Origin of the sequence: Microbacterium neungamense (assembly GCF_024971095.1) — a bacterium.
GTDB classification, from domain to species: domain Bacteria; phylum Actinomycetota; class Actinomycetes; order Actinomycetales; family Microbacteriaceae; genus Microbacterium; species Microbacterium neungamense.
Genome location: NZ_CP069717.1, coordinates 450102 through 470485 on the forward strand (window position 1 = coordinate 450102; position 20384 = coordinate 470485).

General features: G+C 72.9%; 19 protein-coding genes. 10 read left to right on the plus strand and 9 right to left on the minus strand.

The window, feature by feature from the left end:
- Positions 1 to 154: 154 nt before the first annotated feature.
- Positions 155 to 1096, plus strand: coding sequence for a glycosyltransferase family 2 protein (locus JSY13_RS02185; protein ID WP_259607373.1), 942 nt, complete (start codon positions 155 to 157; stop codon positions 1094 to 1096).
- Here the strand turns inward: JSY13_RS02185 and JSY13_RS02190 are convergent.
- Together JSY13_RS02190 and JSY13_RS02195 are read right to left on the minus strand one after the other, a co-directional pair.
- Positions 1054 to 1893 carry an alpha-1,2-fucosyltransferase gene (locus tag JSY13_RS02190; protein ID WP_259607374.1) on the minus strand — a complete coding sequence of 280 codons (840 nt, stop codon included), beginning with the start codon at positions 1891 to 1893 and terminating at the stop codon, positions 1054 to 1056. The two genes, JSY13_RS02185 and JSY13_RS02190, sit on opposite strands and share 43 nt — an antisense overlap.
- A gap of 30 nt (positions 1894 to 1923) precedes the next feature.
- A complete protein-coding gene (locus tag JSY13_RS02195; protein ID WP_259607375.1) occupies positions 1924 to 3729 on the minus strand; it encodes an ABC transporter ATP-binding protein in 1806 nt (601 codons plus the stop codon).
- A gap of 136 nt (positions 3730 to 3865) precedes the next feature.
- On the opposite strand from JSY13_RS02195, the gene JSY13_RS02200 reads away from it, so the two are divergent.
- Complete coding sequence (locus JSY13_RS02200; RefSeq protein WP_259607376.1) at positions 3866 to 4393, plus strand: hypothetical protein; 528 nt, start codon at positions 3866 to 3868, stop codon at positions 4391 to 4393.
- Positions 4394 to 4401: 8 nt separating this feature from the next.
- Here JSY13_RS02200 and JSY13_RS02205 read toward each other — a convergent pair whose 3' ends face one another.
- From JSY13_RS02205 to JSY13_RS02220, 4 genes are read right to left on the minus strand one after another with little or no spacing between them, the layout of a single operon-like run.
- The gene (locus JSY13_RS02205; RefSeq protein ID WP_259607377.1) at positions 4402 to 5499 is read right to left on the minus strand and encodes a glycosyltransferase; all 1098 of its coding nucleotides are present in this window, start codon (positions 5497 to 5499) and stop codon (positions 4402 to 4404) included.
- Entirely contained in the window at positions 5487 to 6512 is a 1026-nt protein-coding gene (locus JSY13_RS02210; RefSeq protein ID WP_259607378.1) for a glycosyltransferase family 4 protein, read from the minus strand. Before JSY13_RS02210 ends, JSY13_RS02205 begins: the two co-directional genes overlap by 13 nt.
- Positions 6512 to 7627 carry a glycosyltransferase family 4 protein gene (locus JSY13_RS02215; RefSeq protein WP_259607379.1) on the minus strand — a complete coding sequence of 372 codons (1116 nt, stop codon included), beginning with the start codon at positions 7625 to 7627 and terminating at the stop codon, positions 6512 to 6514. Before JSY13_RS02215 ends, JSY13_RS02210 begins: the two co-directional genes overlap by 1 nt.
- Positions 7627 to 9690, minus strand: coding sequence for a glycosyltransferase (locus JSY13_RS02220; RefSeq protein WP_259607380.1), 2064 nt, complete (start codon positions 9688 to 9690; stop codon positions 7627 to 7629). The genes JSY13_RS02215 and JSY13_RS02220 overlap by 1 nt, the downstream gene beginning before the upstream one ends.
- Before the next feature lie 157 nt (positions 9691 to 9847).
- On the opposite strand from JSY13_RS02220, the gene JSY13_RS02225 reads away from it, so the two are divergent.
- From JSY13_RS02225 to JSY13_RS02240, 4 genes are read left to right on the plus strand one after another with little or no spacing between them, the layout of a single operon-like run.
- Positions 9848 to 10990 (plus strand): glycosyltransferase family 4 protein, encoded by a 1143-nt coding sequence (locus JSY13_RS02225; RefSeq protein WP_259607381.1) that lies wholly within the window; start codon positions 9848 to 9850, stop codon positions 10988 to 10990.
- 9 nt (positions 10991 to 10999) lie between these two features.
- Positions 11000 to 11854, plus strand: a complete 855-nt coding sequence (locus JSY13_RS02230; RefSeq protein ID WP_259607382.1) for a nucleotidyltransferase family protein — start codon at positions 11000 to 11002, stop codon at positions 11852 to 11854.
- On the plus strand, positions 11851 to 12096 hold the full coding sequence (locus JSY13_RS02235; RefSeq protein WP_259607383.1) for a hypothetical protein: 246 nt from the start codon (positions 11851 to 11853) through the stop codon (positions 12094 to 12096). Before JSY13_RS02230 ends, JSY13_RS02235 begins: the two co-directional genes overlap by 4 nt.
- Positions 12089 to 13117: a MauE/DoxX family redox-associated membrane protein gene (locus tag JSY13_RS02240; protein ID WP_259607384.1), complete on the plus strand. Its 1029-nt coding sequence runs from the start codon at positions 12089 to 12091 to the stop codon at positions 13115 to 13117. Before JSY13_RS02235 ends, JSY13_RS02240 begins: the two co-directional genes overlap by 8 nt.
- Positions 13118 to 13122: 5 nt before the next feature.
- Here the strand turns inward: JSY13_RS02240 and JSY13_RS02245 are convergent, their stop codons facing one another.
- From JSY13_RS02245 to JSY13_RS02255, 3 genes are all read right to left on the minus strand, one after another.
- Positions 13123 to 14940: a DUF4012 domain-containing protein gene (locus JSY13_RS02245; RefSeq protein WP_259607385.1), complete on the minus strand. Its 1818-nt coding sequence runs from the start codon at positions 14938 to 14940 to the stop codon at positions 13123 to 13125.
- 54 nt (positions 14941 to 14994) lie between these two features.
- Positions 14995 to 16437 (minus strand): sugar transferase, encoded by a 1443-nt coding sequence (locus JSY13_RS02250; protein ID WP_259607386.1) that lies wholly within the window; start codon positions 16435 to 16437, stop codon positions 14995 to 14997.
- A 442-nt stretch (positions 16438 to 16879) separates the two neighbouring features.
- Positions 16880 to 17206: a S26 family signal peptidase gene (locus JSY13_RS02255; protein WP_259607387.1), complete on the minus strand. Its 327-nt coding sequence runs from the start codon at positions 17204 to 17206 to the stop codon at positions 16880 to 16882.
- 228 nt (positions 17207 to 17434) lie between these two features.
- Between JSY13_RS02255 and JSY13_RS02260 the strand changes: the two genes are divergently transcribed.
- From JSY13_RS02260 to JSY13_RS02275, 4 genes are read left to right on the plus strand one after another with little or no spacing between them, the layout of a single operon-like run.
- Complete coding sequence (locus tag JSY13_RS02260) at positions 17435 to 17743, plus strand: YveK family protein (protein ID WP_259607388.1); 309 nt, start codon at positions 17435 to 17437, stop codon at positions 17741 to 17743.
- 2 nt (positions 17744 to 17745) lie between these two features.
- Positions 17746 to 18888, plus strand: a complete 1143-nt coding sequence (locus JSY13_RS02265; protein ID WP_259607389.1) for a tyrosine-protein kinase domain-containing protein — start codon at positions 17746 to 17748, stop codon at positions 18886 to 18888.
- Between the two features lie 7 nt (positions 18889 to 18895).
- Positions 18896 to 19945 (plus strand): hypothetical protein, encoded by a 1050-nt coding sequence (locus JSY13_RS02270; protein ID WP_259607390.1) that lies wholly within the window; start codon positions 18896 to 18898, stop codon positions 19943 to 19945.
- Positions 19942 to 20220, plus strand: coding sequence for a PqqD family protein (locus JSY13_RS02275; RefSeq protein WP_259607391.1), 279 nt, complete (start codon positions 19942 to 19944; stop codon positions 20218 to 20220). The genes JSY13_RS02270 and JSY13_RS02275 overlap by 4 nt, the downstream gene beginning before the upstream one ends.
- Positions 20221 to 20384 lie beyond the last annotated feature (164 nt).

Genomic DNA, 20384 nt, shown 5'->3' on the forward strand with positions numbered 1-20384 from the left:
GCTCGTCACCCTCGAACGCGACGCCGCCGGCCCAACGAAAGAGCACCCGGAGCTCGATCACTCCGGGTGCTCTTTCCCCTGCCACTTGACAGGGATCAGTCACATATCAGCTGTAGGCTCGCCGCAGGATCGGCCTGGGGAGGTGCGGGGCAGGATGGACCGTTCGGTGACCGTGATCATCCCGACCAACCGCGGCGGCGCCTACCTCGAGGAGGCGGTCGCATCCGTGCGCGCGCAGACCTCGCCCGTGCACGAGATCCTTCTCGTCGACGACGGCTCACCCGCGCCCGGTCTCGCGCACACCGCCGCCCGGCTCGGCCTGCGGTACCTGCGGCAGGAGGCCTCCGGGCTGTCGGTCGCGCGCAACAACGGCGCCGAGCACGCAGAGGGGGAGTGGATCGCCTACCTGGACGACGACGACGTCTGGCATCCGGAGCGGATCGCGGCCCAGCAGCGGGCGCTCGACGCGATGCCGGAGGCGATCGCCTCGTGCACCGGCGGCTGGTACATGGATGCCGACGGGGTGCGGTTCGGCGACGGCTGGGGAGCGCCGCAGGCGACAGCGGAGCGGATGATCGCGTACGACGCGGTGCCGCCGCGGATCACCACGCTGCTGATCCGTCGCGACGCGTACCGCCGGGTGGGCGGATGCCGCACGGCGATGGAGCCCGCGGAGGACAACGACCTCATCCAGCGCCTCCTGCAGATCGGTGAGTTCGCGTGCGTGGACCGGCAGCTGGTCGGCTACCGCCGTCATCGGGGCAACGTCACCCAGCGCGGCCTCGCCGGGCGGGAGGCGAACCGCCGCGTCCTGACCGACCTGCTGGCCACCGCCGAGGACCCGCGCCTGGCGGCCCTGCTGCGCCGCCATCGCCGCGCGTTCCGGCGGTACGCCGCGGCGGAGAACCTCGGCGAGTTCCTCAGCGCGACCCGGCGCCGTGAGCGCGGCTACGCCCTGCGGATCTCCTGGTGGGGCATCCGGCACGTGCCCCTGGACTCGGTGCGCGCGGTGTTCGCACGGGCCCGCCGCGCGCGGCAGCGGGTTCGGTCGGGTCAGGCGAACCCGTCCAGGGCGGTCCACGACGGGTCGAGCTGATCCGCGGCCGAGCTGCCGCCCAGGCGCGCGTGGAACCTCGGCATGATGATCTCGGTGGCGTCGTGCGTGGCATCCGCGACGTACGCCGCCCAGTACGTGAAGGTCGAGTTCATGCCGATGATGCGGCGCGCGCCGGCCACGGCGAGGAAGTTCGCGGCCGGGTCCGGGCGCGCGTACTCGACGCGGGAGGTGCGATCGCGGATCACGGCGTCCACGTTCTCGCGGCACCACACGTCGTCGTCCGAGACGACGAGCACGTCGTCGACGTCGTCGAGGAGCGCGAGGGCGGCGCGGACGTATCCGACCTGGTCGAAGCCGTACGCCTCGCGCTTCTGCGCGGTGGAGTAGTAGTCGCCGCGGCGCACGTTGATCACGAGCCGATCCGGCGGCCCCGGCGGGATGCTCGGCGCGAGCACGTCGCGCGCGAAGGCGTGCAGCGCCTCGCGGGAGTAGTCGATGCCGAAGCGCTGGCGGAACCCCTTCGGCTCCCACACCCGCCGGTCGTGGAAGCGCATCTCCGGCTCCGAGACGGTCAGCTCCCGCAGCCGGGGGAACACGTCGAACCACTCCGCCATGCCGGGGACTTCGCGCACGAAGGTGGGCCTGCCCAGCGCCGTCTCCTGATGGGCGTCGAGCCAGAGGTACAGCCAGTTCCCGAACCGCAGCCCGGCCGGGGGCGTCAGGATCACCGTCCGGTCGCCGCGGCGCAGCAGATCGACCATCGCGATGCGCATCCGGCGGGCGCGCCAGGCGAGGTGGCGCACGACGCGAGTGGCCAGGGCGGGCGTGGTCGGCACGAGCGAAAGCATAGCCTCAGGCCGCGGCTGTCAATCCAGCGATCCGAGCTCGACCAGCCGGGCGAACTCGGCGTCGGCGGCGCGCACCTCGTCGAACGTCCCCGTGGCGGCCACCTGTCCGCGATGCAGGAAGACGAGCTGGTCGACGTGCCGCACGGTCGAGAGCCGATGGGCGACGACGATGATCGTCATCGAACCCTGCAGCCGCTGCAGGGTCTGCGCGATCTCGTACTCCGTCGCGTTGTCGAGGGCCGAGGTCGCCTCGTCCAGCACGAGCACGTTCGGCTGCCGGTAGAGCGCTCGCGCGAGGCCCACCCGCTGGCGCTGACCGCCGGAGAGCCGCACCCCGCGGTCGCCCACGACCGTGTCCAGCCCTTCGGGCAGTTCGCCCACCAGCTCCTCGAGCAGCGACATCCGCACCACGTCCTCGACCCGCTCGCGATCGATCTCCTCCCTGCGGCGCCCGAACGCGATGTTCTCGATGAGCGTGGTGTTCGAGAGGAAGACCTCCTGGGGCACGACGCCGATGCCCGCGTGCCAGCCGGCGAGGTCGGTCGCGATCGGGGTGGAGCCGCACCGGATCTCGCCGCTCGTCGGCGACAGGAGCCCGAGAAGGAGGTCGAGCAGGGTGCTCTTTCCGGCGCCGCTCGCCCCGACGAAGGCGGTGGTCCGGTTGCGCGGGATCGTCAGGGTGACCCCGCGCAGCACATCCTCGCTCGAGTCGGGGAACCGGAAGGACACGTCGCTGACCGTGATGTCGCCCATCGGCAGGCGGCCCGGCGCCGGGGCGTGGTTGTGCTGCCCCTCGGCCTCGAGCTGATCGAGCGCCTCCACCATGATCCGCAGCCCCGCGTTGCCGGCGCGCATCGTCGCGACGTTCGCGGTGATGCGGTTCAGCGTCGGCAGCAGGCGCACGGATGCCGCCGCGAACACGCCGAGGACGACGAGGATCTGGTCGCGTTCGCCGGTGAGCGCGAGGATCGCGGCGATCCCGGCGATGGCGAGGATGAACGCGATCTCGAGCATGTACCGCGGGATGTCGCTCAGGATCGCCATCAGACGCTGCGCGTGCGCGGCCTCCAGCTTCGCCGCCCGGAACCGGTTCACGAAGAGCTCGGCGCTGCCGGTCAGGCGCGTCTCGCGGAAGCCCTCGATGCCCGGCATCAGCGCCTGCCACGCCTTCAGGGATGCGGTCGCGGTGAACTCGCCGAGCCCGATCTGGCGCCGCCGCAGCAGGCGCTGGACGCCGAAGACGATCACGCCGAACAGGATGGCGGCGAACAGGGTGGCCAGGGGCGAGCTCCAGGCGAGGACGACGATGATCCCCGCCATCGTCACCACGTCCGTGCAGATGCCGATGACCGCCAGCAGCACGCTGGAGGCCTGCCCCGTCGCGTCGTTCACGTTGCGGTAGATCTCGCTCGCGCTGCGCTTGCGATGTGCGCCGTACGGGGCGAGCACGTACCGTCGCATGAGCTCGGCGGCCGCCAGCGCGGAGACCCGGGTGGTGCGGCCGAGCAGCCACCAGCGGAAGGCGAGGGCGCCGATGCTCTTCACCAGGAACGTCAGCACGACCATGGCGGCGACCACGGGCAGCACGGTGGCGACATCGCGGGAGCCGACGAGTCCGGCGACCCATTCCAGGAACGGCCCCCGCACGCCGCCGTCGGTGATCAGCTGCATGAGCGGCAGCATCGCGAACACGCCGAGCATGTCGAGGCCGGCCAGCAGGAGGGACACGAGCACGGTCGTCGCGATCCAGCGGCCCGGCGCCGCGCCGGTCGTCTCGAGCAGGCGGCGGAGGCCCGGGATGCGACCCGTTCTCTCGCGTGACATCGGCCCCTCCCCCCGGGCTCAACCCGGTCAATCGCTCGGGGTGCTCATACGCTAGCATTGGCCGGGTCACACCAGTCCATAAGAGCTCTGTGGGAGAGCGAGCTGGTGGACAGACGTGAACTTTGGGGGTTCAATCATGGTCGACATCGGCGAGAGCCAGAACACGGGCGTCACCCGCAGGACCGTCACGAAGGCGATGGCATGGGCCGTGCCGGCGATCGCCGTCGCCGCACCGGTGCCGGCCTACGCCAGCTCCGGCACCATCACGATCTCGAACGCGGGGGCGTGCAAGTCGCCCGGCTCGGGCAAGAACTGTCAGGCCTGGAACAAGGGCTACGTCGTCGGTTTCGACATCGGCAACACGCACACCTACGCCATCCGGGTCACCTTCTCGAACCTGCGCATGACGGCAGGGATCACGGGCACCTGGACGCTGTTCAACGACGTCGTCGTGGTCAGCGCCAACGGGACGGAGCGGGTGGGCATCGGCCTCGACAACAACCGCACCAGCCAGCAGACCTCCGGCAGCGGACTGGTCGACGCCTACTGGGAGAACGTCGACAACCCGGCTGAGAACGGTTGGATCTACGACATCCCGTTCAGCTTCAACAGCACGAACCCCTGCAAGCAGATGTTCGGGACGAACTGCCCGCCGAAAGGCTGATCCGACCGTCACGACAGCGGCAGCGCCGCACGGAACTCGATCACCCGAGCCGACCAGTCCGCGGCATCCGGGTTCGCCCCCGCGGGGAAGGCCGTCGCGCTGGGTACGCCGTGCGCGACGGCATCCGCGAACGCCGCGCCTGACGCGACGGTGACCCCTGCCGCGTCGCGGAACCCTGCCACCGGAGTCGAGACGACGGGCCGTCCCACCGCCTGATACTCGTACAGCTTGATCGGGTCGAGGCTATCGGTGAACTCCGACACGACGTGCGGCACCACCAGCACGTCGGCGTGCTGCAGATAGGCGGGCACCGTCTCGTGCGGGCGCCCGCCGAGCAGGAGCACGCCCGCGTCCGTGAGCGCCTGAGCGTCGCGCTCGGGCAGCAGGTCGGGACCGACGAGCACCAGCCGAGCGCGTCGCCGCAGCCTCTCCGCGGTGCGGATGCAGAGGTCGACGTCCAGCCGGTCACGATGCAGCGTCCCCACGTACACGGCGACCGGCTCGTCGGGCAGGTCGGCGGGGCGGGGGAGCGGGGTCGTGTACCGCGTCGCGTCGACGGCGTTGCGCACCAGCCGGATGTCGGCGCGCCCCGCCCGCTTGCGCCGGACCAGCTCGGGCGAGCAGGCGACCACCGTGCGCGCATGCGCCAGCAGCCATTCCTCGGCGGAGGCGATCCGGGCACGCTCCGCCGCCGGACGGTCGGCCGCGAGCCAGTCGTCCGTCATGTCGTACAGCGTCGGCCAGCCGGTGATCCGCGCCACGGCGACCGCCCCGGGGTCGTTGATCCACAGGGCGGGGTGCCGCATGCCCAGCGTCCGCGCGGTGCGGATCACCGATCGCGCCAGGCGTTCGTCGGCGCGCGGGTCCAGTCGTCGCGGGAGCGCCTTGACCGGACGGAACGTCCACAGTCGATCGCGGCTGCGGCGGAGCCGCTGACCGAACTCCGGGCGCTTCCGCGAGCGCAGCGCGTGCACCGGATCGTCGGCGGGTTCGACGAAGAGCACGCGCAGGTCGGGGTCGGTGTCGAGCAGGCCCGCGACGAGGTACTGGTTGCGCCGCCAGACATCGTCCCAGCGCTCCAGGGACATCACGATCAGGTCCGCCATCGCGCCACCGCCTCCCGGTACACGGCTTCGGTCTCCGCGGCCTGGGCGGCGACGGTGAAGCGCTGCCGCTGTCGTCGCTGCAGCTCCCGGCCCAGATCCGTGCGAGCCGAGGGGTCATCGGCCAGGGCGCGCAGCCGGGCCGCGGCCTGCGCCTCGTCGTCGGGGCGGAACAGCAGGAGCGGGTCGGCGCCGTCCAGCAGGTCGAGGTGACCGGCTGCCGCGGCGGCGACCACGGGCACGGCGCGGGACATCGCCTCGAGGACGGTCAGCCCGAGGCCCTCCCGGGGGCACGTGGCCAGCAGCACGGCGGAGGAGGCGAGCAGCTCTCCCACGTCCGGGCGGAAGCCGAGCAGTTCGACGGCGTCCGCCACATCCAGGTCGCGCCGCAGCGCGTCCAGCTGGGGGCGCTCCGGCCCGTCGCCGGCGATGCGCAGCCGCCACCCCTGCTCCGCCAGCCCGGATGCCGCGAACGCGAGCACCCCGAGCCAGGAGTGCTTCTCGGGCTGCAGGCGCTGAGCCATCAGGATCGTGCGGCTGTCGCCGGGAGCGGCGGCCGGAGCATCCTCGACGCCGGTGTGCACGACCGTGCTCGGGCGCCGGATGGTGGCGGCGACCGCCTGGCCGATGGCGATCTCGGCGGCGATGCGACCGTGGAGCAGCGTGTCGATCCGGACCGGGCCGATCCGGCCGCGCGGCTGCGCGAAGTGCCGTGTCGAGACGACCGGCACGCGGGTGCGGATGCCGGAGACGGCCGCTGCCACATCCGCCGCGGTCATGTGCGAGTTCACGACATCCACGTGGCGGAGCCGGCTGAGCATCCGCGCCGCCGGCGCCGCCCGCTCGGCCGGCGCCCACCGGACCCCCGCCGAGCGCAGCGGAGGCTCCATCCCGGCGGGTGAGCCGCCCAGGACGGTGACGTCGTGCCCGTCGCCGGCCTGGGCCAGGGCCAGGCGCTGCACGTAGCGTTCCACCCCCGCGTAGTTCGAGGAGCAGACCAGGTGGACGATACGCATCAGCGCGCCGTTCCCGGCTGCTCCGCCAGGAGGTCGAGATAGCGCGCGGCGACGACCGGCCAGGCCAGGGACGTCACGGACTCCCGGCATGCGGTGCGCCAGGCGTCCACCTGCGTGCCGGCCACGCGCTGCATCCGATCCGCGATCTCGGCCGGGTCGCGCGTCACGATGTAGCCGGAGACGCCCTCGGAGATGAGATCCGGCGCGCAGCCGACGGCGGTCGCGATGACCGGCAGGCCGCAGGCGAGCGCCTCGGCGATGACGAGCGAGAAGGACTCGTACCCGCTGGGCAGCACGAACATGTCGGCCGCGTGATAGAGCGGCAGGACGTGGGGCGTCGGCCCGGCGAAGTGCACGCGCTCCGCCACGCCCTGCCGTTCCGCACGGCTCCGCATCATCGCGATCGTCGTGCCGTCGCCGCCCACGACGAGGAGCAGCACATCCGGTGCCCGCCCGAGCGCGTCGATGAGCAGCGGCACCCCCTTCCAGCGCAGCTCGTGACCGATGAACAGCGCCACGCGGTGATGCTGCTCCAGGCCCAGCGCCGCGCGTGCCCGGGCCCGCTCGTCGCCATCCGGAGGGCGGAAGGCGTCGAGATCGACGCCGTTCGGGATCACCCGGATCTCGGGCCGGACCCGCCCGTACACGCGGCGCAGCGTCGACGACTCCTGCTGCGAGGGGACGACGATCGCGCGATGCGTCGGCAGCCGGAACCGGATGCTGTCGCGAAGCCACCCGAACCAGAGGGTGGGATTGCGCAGGACCCGCAGCACGCCGGATCCGCGTGCGAGGACGGCGGCGAGGGGGATGCCGTGATCCACGTAGACGGCGCCGGCGATCACGGCGTTGTGGCTCAGCGCGACGGCATCCGGGCGGTCGGCGAGGAAGCGGCGGGCCCGCTTGGTGCCGACGACCGTGAGCAGAACCTCCCTCCACGCGGTGCGCAGAAGGTGGCGGAACCTCGTTCGCGCCCTGCGCGCGGGGCCGAGCGCGTCGACGGCGGAGAACCGCTCCACGGTGTGGCCCTGGGCGAGGAACTCCCGCTCCAGGTTCCACGCCACGCCGCCGATGCCGGTGCCCGGCCCGATGCGGGAGACGATCTGGACGATGTGCATCAGCGGCTCCGCGCCCACTGCTGCTCGACCCGCATCGGGCCGAGGCGGTAGAGGGCCGCGCGGCGTCGGGCGTCGCGTGCGCGATCACCGCGGAGGACGCAGCCGCGTGCGGTCGCCCCGATCCACTGCGCGGCCCGGGCGGCAGCCCAGCCCGTCGCGCCGAAGTGCTTGCGGTAGTAGCGCTCCTGGCCGGCGTGGAAGTGCGCCTCACGGCGTCGCGGGTCGGTGCTGGTGCCCGCGCCGGTGTGCACGGCGCGCACGGCGGGGACGGCCCGATGCTGCCAGCCCAGCAGGTGGGCGCGGTAGGCCCAGTCGGCCTCCTCGGCGTACAGGAAGAAGCGTTCGTCGAACCCGCCGACCTGGGCGACCGCCTCCGCGCGCAGCAGCAGCACCGAGCCGATCACATAGCGCGGCCCGCGGTTCAGCCGGGCGAGGCCGAGGGCCTCCAGCCAGGCGCGGCCGGGGGACGGGAACACCCATTCCACGCGCGCTTCGCGTCCCCGCTCGTCGACCTGTGCCGGGCCGACGCTGGCGAGGCGCGGTTCCGCGTGCAGCGCCCGGTGCAGGGCGGAGATGCCGGCCGGGTCGATGCGGGCGTCCGGGTTGAGCAGCAGCACGTCGGCGCCGGGCGCGAGCCGGTCGGCGAGGGCGCGGTTCACCGCGGCGCCGAAGCCCAGGTTCGCACCCGGGTCGAGATAGCGCACGCCGAGGCGCTGGCAGAGGGCTGCGATCTCCGGCATCGAGGAGTTGTCCACGACGGTGACCGGCAGGGCGACCACCGGGGCGAGGGCGCGCTCGACGAGCTCTGGGGCGCCGTACGCGACGACGACGACCTCCACGGGCCCTGAGCCTGTCGAACCGCCGGACCCTGAGCGTGTCGAAGGGCCGGGTGTGCGGGGGGACGCTTCGACGGGCTCAGCGTCCGCGGGCTCAGCGTCCGCGGGCTCAGCGTCCGTGTGCTCAGCGTCCGCGGGCTCAGCGTCCGTGTGCTCAGCGTCCGTGTGCTCAGCGTCCGTCCGGTTGGCGAGAGCGGTGCGGTACATGGCCAGGTACTGCCGGGCGACCGCCGGCCAGGAGCACTCCCGGGCGCGCCGGAGGCCGGCGTCCCGCAGCTCCTCGCGGCGCTCGTGCGCCCTCACCAGGGCATCCGCCAGCGCCGCCGCGTCGCCGTGCGGCACGACGATGCCCGCATCGCCGACGACGTCCGGCAGCGCCCCCGCATCGCTCGACACGACCGGCACTGCGTGCGCCATCGCCTCGACCGCGACGCGGCCGAACTGCTCCGTCCACCGCGCCGTCGGGATCGACGGCACCGCGAGCACGTCGATCCCGCGGTAGAACTCCGCGACTTCGTCCGGCGGGATCGCGCCGAGGAAGCTCACGCGGTCGGCGACCGCGCGCGCCGCGGCATCCGTCTGCAGCGTCTCCGCAAGCGGACCCGCCCCCGCGATGCGGGCATGCAGCCGCTCATCCCGTGCGAGAGCGTCCAGCAGCATATGCACGCCCTTCTCCGGCACCAGGCGGCCCAGCAGCCCGACGGTGATCGTGCCGGCATCCGCCCGCCGCTCCGGCACGGTGCCCGGCAGCTCGACACCGAGCGGGATCACGCGCGCCCGGCCCGGGAAGCCCTTCGCCTCCGCGATCGCCGCGGCCTCGCGGTTGCACGCCGAAACGGCGGCCGCGCCGCGCAGCGCCCGCCGCTCGAGCAGGCCGAACGGGAACGGGTAGCGCTTGCGCAGGTTCTGCGCGGTGTAGAGCGCGTACGGCGCGCGGTTGCGGCGCAGCGCCCGCAGCAGCAGGATCTCGGCGGTGCACAGCGCGAACGGCTCCTCGTGCACGTCGATGAGGTCCCAGCGCTCGCCGAGCAGACGCCAGAGCGGCCGCGGATCGTAGAGGAACAGGGCGGGATGGCGGCCGATGGTCGCGACGCCGGTGACCGGGTCGTCCGCCGCGGCGGAGAGGCTCACCGGCACCCCGCCCGCGTGCCAGTTCCGGGCTGCGGCGAGCGTGACATCCACGCCCTCGCCGCGCAGCGCCTGCTCCCGGCCCCGCCAAGCGGACACGGTGGCGCTGTGCGAAATCCGCAGCACCTGCACGCGGCCTCCCCAGATATGCTGTGACCAACCATAGTCGCCGGACACAGGCCTGGGGAGGCCCCGGCGACGGGTCTGGGGAGACGCTGTGGGAGCGGTATATCTGGGGACGAGTGCACCTCGTGTCGTGCATCTCGATCACACGACGGCGCGCGGGGGCGCGGAGCTCGCGCTGGTGCGCCTGCTGCGAGCAGGCGGCGACTGGCTGCCGGCCGTGCTCGTGCCGGCGGTCGACGAGGCGGATGCCTTCGCGGCGCTGCCGCCGACCGTGCTGCGTCGCACCGCCGGGGTCGCGCAGGGCCCGGGCGGCAGCGCGGGTTCACCGCTGCGGCTCGCGGTCCTCGCCGCGCGGCTGGTCGTGCAGGCGGTGGCGACCCGGCTGAACCCGCTGGTGCGGACGTGTGACGTCGTCGCGGCGAACAGCACGCGGGCCGCCGCGTACGCCGCTGTGGCGCTGCTCGGCTCGCGCACGCCGCTCGTGGTCCACCTGCGCGACATGGTGGACGAGGAGAGCCTGGGCGGCTTCGGCCACCGGGTGATGACGCGGCTCGTGCTGCCGCGGGCGGACGGCGTGATCGCCAATTCGCACACCACGCTGTCGACCGCGCGGCCGTTCCTGCGCGACGACGCGATCACCGCCGTCATCCCGAGCGCGGCGGGCCTCACCCGCGCCGCTGCACGGCCGCCGCGGACCGGACCGCTGCGGATCGGGATGCTCGCCCGCATCGACCCATGGAAGGGGCAGGCCGAGCTGCTCGAGGCGTTCGCCGTCGCCTGTCGGCACGGGGACGCCGAACTCGAGTTCGCCGGCGGCGCGCCGTTCGAGCACGAGGATTTCGCCGCGCGGCTCGCCGCGCGCGCGGCCGAACTGGGCATCGCCGACCGGGTGCGCCTGCTCGGGCACGTCGACGACGTGCCCGAGGCCTTGGCGCGCTGGGACGTCGGGGTGCAGTACTCCACGCGCGCCGAGCCGCTCGGACAGAACGTGCTGCAGTACCTCGCGGCAGGATTGGTCACCGTGGTGGCGGACGAGGGCGGGCCGCGGGAGTGGGTGACCGACGGGGAGAACGGGAGGCGGGTGGCGCCGCGCGACCCGCGGGCGCTCGCCGAGGTGCTGCGCGAGCTGGTCGAGGATGCCGCGGCGCGCGAGCGCCTGGCATCCGCCGCTCCGGGGACCCCGGGACTGCTGGACGACGCGGCGGTCGCCCGCGCCCACGCGGAGATCTACCGGGAAATCGCGACCCGCCGGCGGATGCCCGTCAAGGCATAGGCTGACCTCGTGGAAGCACCGGGGACGTCTGCGATCCCCCTGGGCGTGCGCCTGCAGTTCGCCCGGGCCTCCGTCCAGGTGATCGCCGAGCGCTCCGGCATCCGGCTGCTGCACATCAAGGGCGACACCGTCGACCCGAGCATCCGCTCGCACGTCCGCGCAGGGTCGGACGTGGACGTGCTCATCGACCCGGTCGCGGTCCCGCGGATGCACGCCGAACTCGTGCGGCACGGCTGGCGGGTGTACAGCACCTTCCTGGACGGCTCGCCGTTCGGGCACGCGCAGACCTACCATCACCCGGACTGGGGCTACCTCGATCTGCACCGCCGGTTCCCCGGCATCCGCCTGCCCGATCGCCGGGCGTTCGAGGTGCTGTGGGCGGGTCACGGCGTGCACGACGCCGTCGGTGTGCCCTGCGCGGTGCCCTCCCTGGACGTCCAGGTGGTGCTGCTCATGCTCAATGCCGCGCGCGACGTGCGTGCAGTGGGGGCGGAAGGGCGACGCGTCTGGCAGGCGCAGTCGCCCGAGGAGCGCGCCCGCAGGCAGGCCCTGATCCGGGAACTGCGCGCGGAGGTGCCCTTCGCCGTCACGATGGGGGAGCTGGACCGTTTACGCGGACGACGTGAGCACCTGCTGTGGAAGACGATCGCGGAGGGCGGCAGCCGGGGTGCGGAATGGTGGGGGCGCGTCCTCGCCGCGCGCAACCCGCTCGAAGCGATGCAGACCCTTCTGCGGGCGCCTCTGGCCAACCGGTCGATGCTCGCCCACAAGCTGGGCCGCGATCCGACCGCCCTCGAGATGGCCACGGCGACGCTCCGGCGGTTCGGCGCCGGCATCCGCTCGCTGGTCGGGAGGCGCGGATGAGGCGCTACCGGATCGCGCGCGACGTCGGCGTGCTCGACGCGGGGGAGAGGGTGTACGTCGCCGGGCTTCCCGAGGGACCCGTCGTGATCTTGGACGGGCCGGCAGTGACCGCCTGGCGGGCTGCCGTCGGATCACAGCCGGCGGATGCCGCGGCGGTCGTGGCGGACGCGGCGGAGATCCAGCGCTACACCGCCGCGCTCGCCGAAGCCGGATTCATCGTCGAGGAGGATGCCCGTGCGTGAGGTTCTGATGGCGGCGCCGCTGATCCTGGCGGGCGTGCTGCTCGCCGCGGCGATCGCGAAGCTGCGCACCCCGGACACGCTCGCCGGCTGGGCGGAGCTCGGCGTGCCCGACTTCCTCCGCCGCGAATGGCTGCGTCGACTGCATCCGGTCGGCGAGATCCTGCTCGCGGCCCTTCTCCTGGGCACGGGTGCGTGGCTGGGCGTGCTCGCGGCGGCCGCGGCCGTGCTGCTCTTCGTCGCGTATCTCGTGCTGGTGGTGCGCAGCTTCCGGCAGAGCCCCGGGGCGTCGTGCAGCTGCTTCGGCAGCCGACGCCCGATCACCGCCGTCACCGTGGTGCGGAACGCCTGGTTCCTGCTGCTGGCGCTCGCGGCCCTGGGCGTCGTCGGGGCGGCGCCGCTGCTCGGCGGGGCGGTCGTCGCGCTCGGCGCCTCCTGGGTGTGGATGCCCGCGCTCGCGGCTGCGGCGCTCACCGTCTGGCTGTCGGTGGGGGAGCCCGCCACGGCCGGCGTCGGGGCGGGCGTGCCGATCATGCCGACGTCTGCGGATGCCGGGGTGAGGACGGATGCCGACGACCCGGCCGACTACATCCGCACCCGCACTCCCGCGGTGCCGGTGACGCTCGCCGACGGCCGCACCGTGAACCTGCGCGACCTCGCCGCTCGCGGCCCGCTGCTGCTGCTTGCGGTCAGCGAGACGTGCGGATCGTGCGTGCCCGCGATCGAGGCGATGCCGCGGTGGCGGGCTCTGCTGCCTGAGGTCAGCGTGCGCTTCCTGCTCACGCACGACCCCGCCGTGAGCCGGCTCGCTGACACCACCGAACCCCAGACGCTGCACGACCGACCGGGGTACGTCCGCAGCTCGATCGCCGACTGGGCAACCCCGGCCGCGGTGCTCGTCGGTGCCGACGGCTACCTGGCCGGGGGTCCGGTGAGCGGATACGACGAGATCGAGGCGTTCATCGGCGACATCTACGAGATCCTGCACGGGGCGCGGCCGCCGCAGTCCCCGGCCGGGGCGTAGGCACGTCAGCCGCAGCCGGGCGTCTCGACCGTGGCCGGCACCGGACGCACCATCGGCGTGTGCCGCACCTCGAGCGGGCCGAACTCCCCGGCGGGGGCGCTGAACTGCGCGACCACGGTGTGGGTCTGACCCGGCTTGTTGATGATCGGCACCTTGACCGCCCCGCGACCCAGATGCTGCGTCCCCGAGACGCTCACAGGCTGGCCGTCGATCGTCACCGAGGTCAGAGTGGAGCCGACCGGGCCGTACAGCACGAGGTGCGTCGAGATGTCGCCCTTCGGGTAGTAGCGCGCGGGGGCGATGTGATACGGGAGGTCCGGCGCCTGCTCGGGCGTGACGGTGTTGGTCAGTGTCGCCGTCGCCGTGAAGGTCGGGCTGTCCGGTGCCGTGCACTGCGTGGAGCTGCCCGCCACGTCGAGCTGCATGTAGTAGTCGAGCTTGCTCTGGGTGTCGTCGTTGACATAGACGCCGAGGACCGTCGACGCCTCGTTGGTGCTGGGGAGCCGGCCGGACAACGCCGACTCCGCCACGAGCGCCGCCTCGGCTTCGGTCGCCGGCGCGTAGAGGAGGCGGTCCTCATCCACCGCGCGGAGGAGGGCGTCGAGCAGGGGCTTCGGCTGTGCATCGCCGCGGGTCAGCGCGTCGAACACCGAGCGGGCCGCGGCCGCGAAGAACGCATCCTGAAGCCGCCCGTCCGGGAAGCGCCAGTACGCCTCGTTCAGAAGAAGCGGAACCGCGTTCTCGCTCGTGATCGTGACCGGCTCGTCGAGCACGCGGACCATCTCACCGCGGAACTCCACGGGCTCCGCGGGGACCACCGTCGGTCCGGTGGCCGCGAGCAGGTAGCTGAGTGCCACCGGATCGAAGGACACCACGGCATCCACGCGCGTGTCGAACTCCTCCGCCCACCAGGCGCGGACGAGGGCGGCGCTCTCGATGAAGTCCGGCGTCATCGTGGCATCCGAGATCCAACGCCCGACCTTGTCGCCGTACAGCGCCTCGGTCTCGGGGTTCAGCGGGATGACCGGGTCGGGGCGCCCGTTCTTGAAGTCCGTACTGGAGGCCTGCTGCGTGATGCTGATCCTGCCCTTGTCCACCGTGAGAAGCACCAGCGCCGCCGGGTTGCCGCCCGTGCCACGGGACTCGGCGTTGTTCTGGAAGATCATCAGGTAGTTGCGCGGCGCCTCCGCGCCGAGCGCCGTCGGCAGGATGCCGAGGATCTCCTTGGCGGGAGCCAGCATCGGCTCGATCTCGTCCACGGCATCCGTCAGCGTCGTCACTGCCGAGTCGACCTGCGGGATCAACCCCTCGCGGTCGATGCCCTCGAGGTCGGAGGAGGCCTTCGCGACGGCATCCGCCGCCTGGCCGACCGTGCCCTGCATCGCCGTGATCGCCGCGATGTCGATCGCGCCGTCCTTCGGCTTCAGCGCCTCCAGCGACAGCGCCGTCGCCGGGGCGAGTGCCTGGGTGGCGAGGTCGTCCGTGACGGCGGCCGCGGTGCGGACGGCGTGCAGGTTCGGGCCGACGACCGGCAGCCACTCCAGGTTCTTCCAGGTCTCGTCGTCCGTCTGCGCGCGCGCCTCACCGGTCAGCTCGGCCAGCTGCGCGGCCGTCGCCTTCGCGCCCTCGGAGTCGCCCGCGAGGATCTGCTCCTTGGCCGTCGACGCGAGCGGGACGGCCTGCACGAGTGCGCTGCGCGCCGCCATCGCCCGGTCGTAGACGCCCTTGCCGACCACGCATCCGACGACGGCGACCGCCAGCAGAACCAGCACGATCCCGACCGGGACCCAGAACCGGAAGCTGCGAAGGAGGGTGCCCCCCATCGTAGGGAAGCACTCCGTGGACTCCCCGAGAGCGGGCGGACGCCCCAGGCGCGCTCAGTACGCTCCGTGGCGCTTGAGGACCGCGCGCGCCGTGCGCCAGAGGATCACCAGGTCGCTGGTGAGGGACCAGTTCTCGACGTAGTACAGGTCGAGGCGGACGCTGTCCTCCCAGGACAGGTCGGAGCGGCCGCTGACCTGCCACAGGCCGGTGATGCCGGGCTTGACGAGCAGCCGGCGCTCCACCCACTCCTCGTACGTCTCCACCTCGCTCATCAGCGGCGGGCGCGGTCCGACCAGCGACATCTCGCCGCGGAGCACGTTCAGCAGCTGCGGCAGCTCGTCGATGCTGAGCCGGCGCAGGATGCGGCCGAGCCGGGTGACCCGCGGGTCGTCGCGCATCTTGAACAGCACCCCGTTGCCGTCCGAGGTCGGCAGCAGCTGCGGCAGCATGTCCTCGGCGCCGACCACCATGGAGCGGAACTTCAGCATCGAGAACACGCGGCCGTCCTGCCCGACCCGGGACTGCCGGAACAGCGCCGGCCCGCCGTCGGTGCGCACCATCGCGGCGATCATCAGCATCGCCGGGGCGAGCACCAGGAGGGCGAGCGCGGACACCACGATGTCGAACGCCCGCTTGGTGACGTAGCGCGAGCCGGTGAACTGCGGATAGTCCACGTGGATGAGGGAGAGGCCAGCGACCGGGCGGGCGTGGATGCGCGGCCCGGCCACGTCGGTGAGCGCCGCGGCGACGATGAGGTCGATGCTGCGGGTCTGCAGATCCCAGCCGAACTGCCGCAGCTTGGCGGGGGTGATCAGGTCGGAGCCTGCGTAGACGACGGCATCCGCGTCCGCGCGCTCGAGGCTCTCGACCACGTCGCTCAGATCACCGATCACGGGGATGCCGGGCAGCAGCATCCGCCCGGTGCCGAACTCGGTCACCGCACCGGTGATCACCATGCCCGCGGTGCGGTCGCGCTGGAGCTCCCGCGCGATGTGCTGCGCCTTGCCGTGCTCGCCCACGACGATCGTGCGCGCCAGGCACCGCCCCTGCGCGCGCTGCGCGCCCAGCCACTGCCGCCAGGCCCAGCGACCGGCGACGAGCATCCCCGCCCCTGCCGGGAGAGCGAGGAGGAGGTAGCCGCGGGCGACCTCGATGTGCAGCAGGAACGCGGCGATGGCGAGCACGCCGAACACGCGGATGCTGGCATCCGCCACCTGCCGGTACTCCTGCCATCCGCTGCCGATGGTCTTCTCGTCGCGGGTGCCGTGCACGCGCAGGGCGAGCAGCCACGCCACGATGAAGACGGCCGAGACGACCGTGTACGCCACGCCGAACCCGTCGCCGGAGACGCCCGGGATGTGCAGATCGGCGGATGTCTGACCGAAGCGCAGCGCCTGCGCGCCGAACACGGCCGCCACGACGATGACGGTGTCGGTGAGCATCAGGCGGCGCGCATAGCCGCGCTGCCAGCGGACGATCCCGGCGGGCGTCGGCACGGACAGCGGGACGGATGCCGGCGAGAGCCGTTCCGTCGTCGGGCGGACAGCCCGAATCGTCCTGCCCCGCCGGCCCGGCAGGACAAGGTCCCCAGATAACGCCACGTTCCCTCCCCAGAGGACGAGCACCCCAGTAATTCCTGCAGTCGCAGGGTCCCCTCACCGCCTCCCACAGGCGGTGCGTCATCCCCGTCCCCAGATGTGTCCTCCGTCCCCAGACGAAGGCGCTGACTCCCTCCGTCCCCAGACGAAGGAACTGTGGGGAGTCTAACCCCGAACCGGCGTTTCCGGTAGGGGCGGTCCGGACGCTTCGACGGGCTCAGCGTCCGCGGGTGTGCGGACGCTTCGACGGGCTCAGCGTGCGCGGGGTGTGCGGACGCTTCGACAGGCTCAGCATCCGCAGGGCGTCCGGACCCTGAGCGCGTCGAAGGGTCCGAAGGGATCAGGGGCCCGACCAGCGGGGGATCGGCCAGAGGATCGCGACGGCGGGGCCGACGATCTGGTCGCGCTTCGCCCAGCGCCAGCATCCGGCATCCGCGCCGCCGTCGTGACGGCATTCGGCGGCGGAATCCGAGGACGACGAGCGGTGGTCGCCCAGCACGAGGTACGAGTCCTCGGGCACCACCACCTCCGCGAAGCAGCGGCTCGAGGCGGGCTGCGTGGTGCAGTTCAGGACGGCGGCGTCGAACGGCAGGTCCTCGAACACGTACGGCTCGTCCAGCGGCTCGCCGTCCACCAGGATGCGCCCGTCCTCGGTGCAGCAGCTCACGGTCTGCCAGCCCGGCGGTGACGAACGCGAGCACCAGGTGGAACCACACGCTCCCGGTGATCCGCGCGCGCAGCGGCCGCGCCTCGGCGCTCCCGGACTCTTCGGCGCTCACGCGTCTCACCCTACTCGGACGGCCCGGGGGCGCAGGCGCACTGTAGTAGTTTGGTGAGGATATTCAGCAGCATCGGGGGGCCTGGGGTGCCGCGACCGGGAACAGAGAGCGACTCAATGGATCTGCGCCATTACCTGCGTATCTTCCGTGCGCACTGGCTGGGGATGCTGATCCTCGTCGTGAGCGCGCTGGCGGTCGCCTTCGGCTGGACGCTGCTGCAGCCCAAGATCTACGCGGCCGACACCACGGCGATCGTGCAGGCCACGGCATCCGGCGACGACCTCGGCGCCAAGACGCTGGGCAACCAGCTCGCCAACTCCCGCGTGAAGACCTTCGTGAACCTGGGCACCTCGCGCTCCGTCGCCGAGCGCGTGATCGAGGAGCTCGGACTGGACACCAGCCCGAGCGGCTGGTCTCGCAGGTGACCGTGACGAACCCGCTGGACACCGTGTCGCTGAAGGTGACCGCCCACGCGTCCAGCCCGGAGCAGGCCCGCGACATCGCCGAGGCGTGGGTGCGCGGCATGGCCGCGGAGGTCAACCTGCTGGAGACCGGCGACGAGGAGACCCCCGGGTCGGTGTACCTCGCGCCGATCGACTCCGCGCTGCTGCCGAGCGCGCCGGCATCGCCGAACACCCGGCTCGCGCTCGCGATCGGCGGGCTGATCGGCGTGGCCCTCGCCTTCGGGTACGCCATGCTGCGCTACACGCTCGATCGCCGCATCCGCTCGGTGGACTCGGTCGAGCGGGAGCTCGGCATCGCCGTGGTCGGCACCATCCCGGAGGAGAGGAGCTGCACCGCGGACAACCGGCTGATCCCGAGCGACGGCGCCACCTCGACCCGCAGCAGCAATGCCCACCTCTTCGCCGTGGCGGAGGCGATGCGCGAGCTGCGCACCAACATCCAGTTCATGGACGTCGACAACCCGCCGCGCGTGATCATCGTCACCAGCCCGCTCCCCGGCGACGGCAAGTCGACCACCGCGTCGAACCTCGCCATCACGCTCGCCGCCAACGGGGAGCGCGTCGTACTCATCGACGGCGACCTGCGCCGCCCGATGATCGCCACCATCTTCGGCCTCGTCGAGGACGTGGGCCTGTCCGACGTGCTCGTCGGCCGCGCCGAGATCGCCGAGATCGCGCAGCGCGTGCCCGGGCATCCGAACCTCGTCGTCGTCGCCGCCGGCAAGCTGCCGCCGAACCCGAGCGAGGTGCTCGGCTCGGCGCGCATGCGCGACATGCTCGCCGCCGTCTCGCGCGAAGCCGTCATCATCGTCGACGCTCCGCCGCTGATCCCGGTGACGGATGCCGCGGTGCTCACCCAGCACGCGGACGGGGCGATCGTCGTCGCCACCGTCGGCCGGACCACCTTCGAGGTGCTCAGCAAGGCGCTCAGCAACCTGGAGCGCGCCAGCGCCCGGGCGCTCGGCGTGGTGCTGAACCGGGTGCCGCGCCGCGGCAGCGGGGCTGCGTACTACGGCTACCAGTACCACGGCGACTACTACCGGTCGGAGGCCGAGGAGGCCGAACGGGTCGAGGGCCCGCGGCGGCGCAGCGAGTCGGCGGCGTGAGCGCGCCGTGACCGCGCGCTCGGTGACGGTCGGGGCCCTGGGCGCCCGCATCCGCATCGTCTTCGGGGACGACGTCCCGGCCGACGTCGTCGCCAGGACTGCGCACGCGTGGGGCGGGGCGAGCGTGGATGCGGCGGAGGAGGATGCGGCGGAGGACGCCCGCATCGACGTGCCGGCCGTGTCCGACCCCGAGGCGTTCCTGCAGCAGCTGTCCACCGACGTGACCCTCGAGGCGCTCGCGCACAACCGCGGCCGCCTGTTGATGCTGCACGCCGCGGGCGTGGCACTCGAGGACGGGCGGGTGATCGCCTTCGTCGGACCGTCCGGGCGCGGCAAGACCACGCTGAGCCGGCACTTGGCGCGGCACTTCGGCTACGTCTCGGACGAGACCATCGCCTTCGACGACGAGCTGCGGGTGCTGCCGTACCGGAAGCCGCTCTCCGTGATCCGGCACGGGATGCCGAAGGACCAGATCGCCCCCGCCGACGCGGGGCTGCGCGACCTGCCGGGCGTCCCGCTGCGGCTCGCGGCGATCGTCGTCCTCGACCGCGATCCCGGCGCCTCCGGAGTGACCGTCGAGCACGTGCCGTTCGCCGACGCGGCGCCGGATCTCGTCGCGCAGACCAGCTACCTCACCGAGCTGCCGGGGACGGTGAGCGCGCTCGCCGACCTGTGCGCCCGCGCCGGCGGCGTCCGGCGGCTGCGGTACGCGGAGGCGTCCGAGGTGCCGGCCGCGATCGAACGGATCCTCGCGCCCGGCCCGGCATCCGATGCGGGGACGGCGCGGCAGCTGCCCGTGCTCGGCCCCGAGGGCGAGGTGACATCGGCGGATGCCGTCGACGACGGCGACCGGATCGTGGTGCTCGCGGGGCGGACGCTGCGCGTGATGGACGGCATCGCCCCCACGATCCTGCGACACGCCGGCGAGGGCGAGGAGGCGATCGTCGCGGCCGTGGTGGCCGCGCACGGGGCGCCGCCGTCGGGCGACCCGGCCGCGCTGGTGCGGCACGCGATGCAGGAGCTCGCCGAGGCCGGGTTCGTGGTGGGGGAGCGATGACCGCCGAGGCGCACCGGATCGGGGGCGACGTCGCCTGGGTGTCCAGCGGCCCGGAGCGGGTCGTCGTGCTCGACCTCGCCGACCCGGCGGCCACCCCGACGGCGCTGGAGGGGTCGGCCGCGGCGATCTGGCACACCATCGCCGACGCGGACGGCATCACCCGCGACGAGCTGCTGCGGGTGCTCGCCGAGAGCTTCGCGGTCCAGGCCGGCGACATCGCCGACGACGTGGACGCCGTGCTGCGCCGGCTGCGGGAGCTGTCGCTGATCTCCTGACCGCCGACGTCACACCGCCCGGCATCCCACCCCGCCCAACGTCCCGCCCCGCCCAACGTCCCGCCCCGTCCAACCCGGGCTCTCAACCGGGTTTGGGGCGGATTCTCGCGTTCGGGGCGGTACACGCCCGCCCCGAACGCGAAAACGCGCCCCAAACGGGTGAA

Bases quoted from the DNA above. Each gene is read 5' to 3' on its own strand.
- JSY13_RS02185 (WP_259607373.1), top strand. From the start codon at position 155: ATGGACCGTTCGGTGACCGTGATCATCCCGACCAACCGCGGCGGCGCC.
- JSY13_RS02195 (WP_259607375.1), bottom strand. From the start codon at position 3,729: ATGTCACGCGAGAGAACGGGTCGCATCCCGGGCCTCCGCCGCCTGCTC.
- JSY13_RS02200 (WP_259607376.1), top strand. From the start codon at position 3,866: ATGGTCGACATCGGCGAGAGCCAGAACACGGGCGTCACCCGCAGGACC.
- JSY13_RS02205 (WP_259607377.1), bottom strand. From the start codon at position 5,499: ATGGCGGACCTGATCGTGATGTCCCTGGAGCGCTGGGACGATGTCTGG.
- JSY13_RS02210 (WP_259607378.1), bottom strand. From the start codon at position 6,512: ATGCGTATCGTCCACCTGGTCTGCTCCTCGAACTACGCGGGGGTGGAA.
- JSY13_RS02215 (WP_259607379.1), bottom strand. From the start codon at position 7,627: ATGCACATCGTCCAGATCGTCTCCCGCATCGGGCCGGGCACCGGCATC.
- JSY13_RS02235 (WP_259607383.1), top strand. From the start codon at position 11,851: ATGAGGCGCTACCGGATCGCGCGCGACGTCGGCGTGCTCGACGCGGGG.
- JSY13_RS02245 (WP_259607385.1), bottom strand. From the start codon at position 14,940: ATGGGGGGCACCCTCCTTCGCAGCTTCCGGTTCTGGGTCCCGGTCGGG.
- JSY13_RS02260 (WP_259607388.1), top strand. From the start codon at position 17,435: ATGGATCTGCGCCATTACCTGCGTATCTTCCGTGCGCACTGGCTGGGG.
- JSY13_RS02275 (WP_259607391.1), top strand. From the start codon at position 19,942: ATGACCGCCGAGGCGCACCGGATCGGGGGCGACGTCGCCTGGGTGTCC.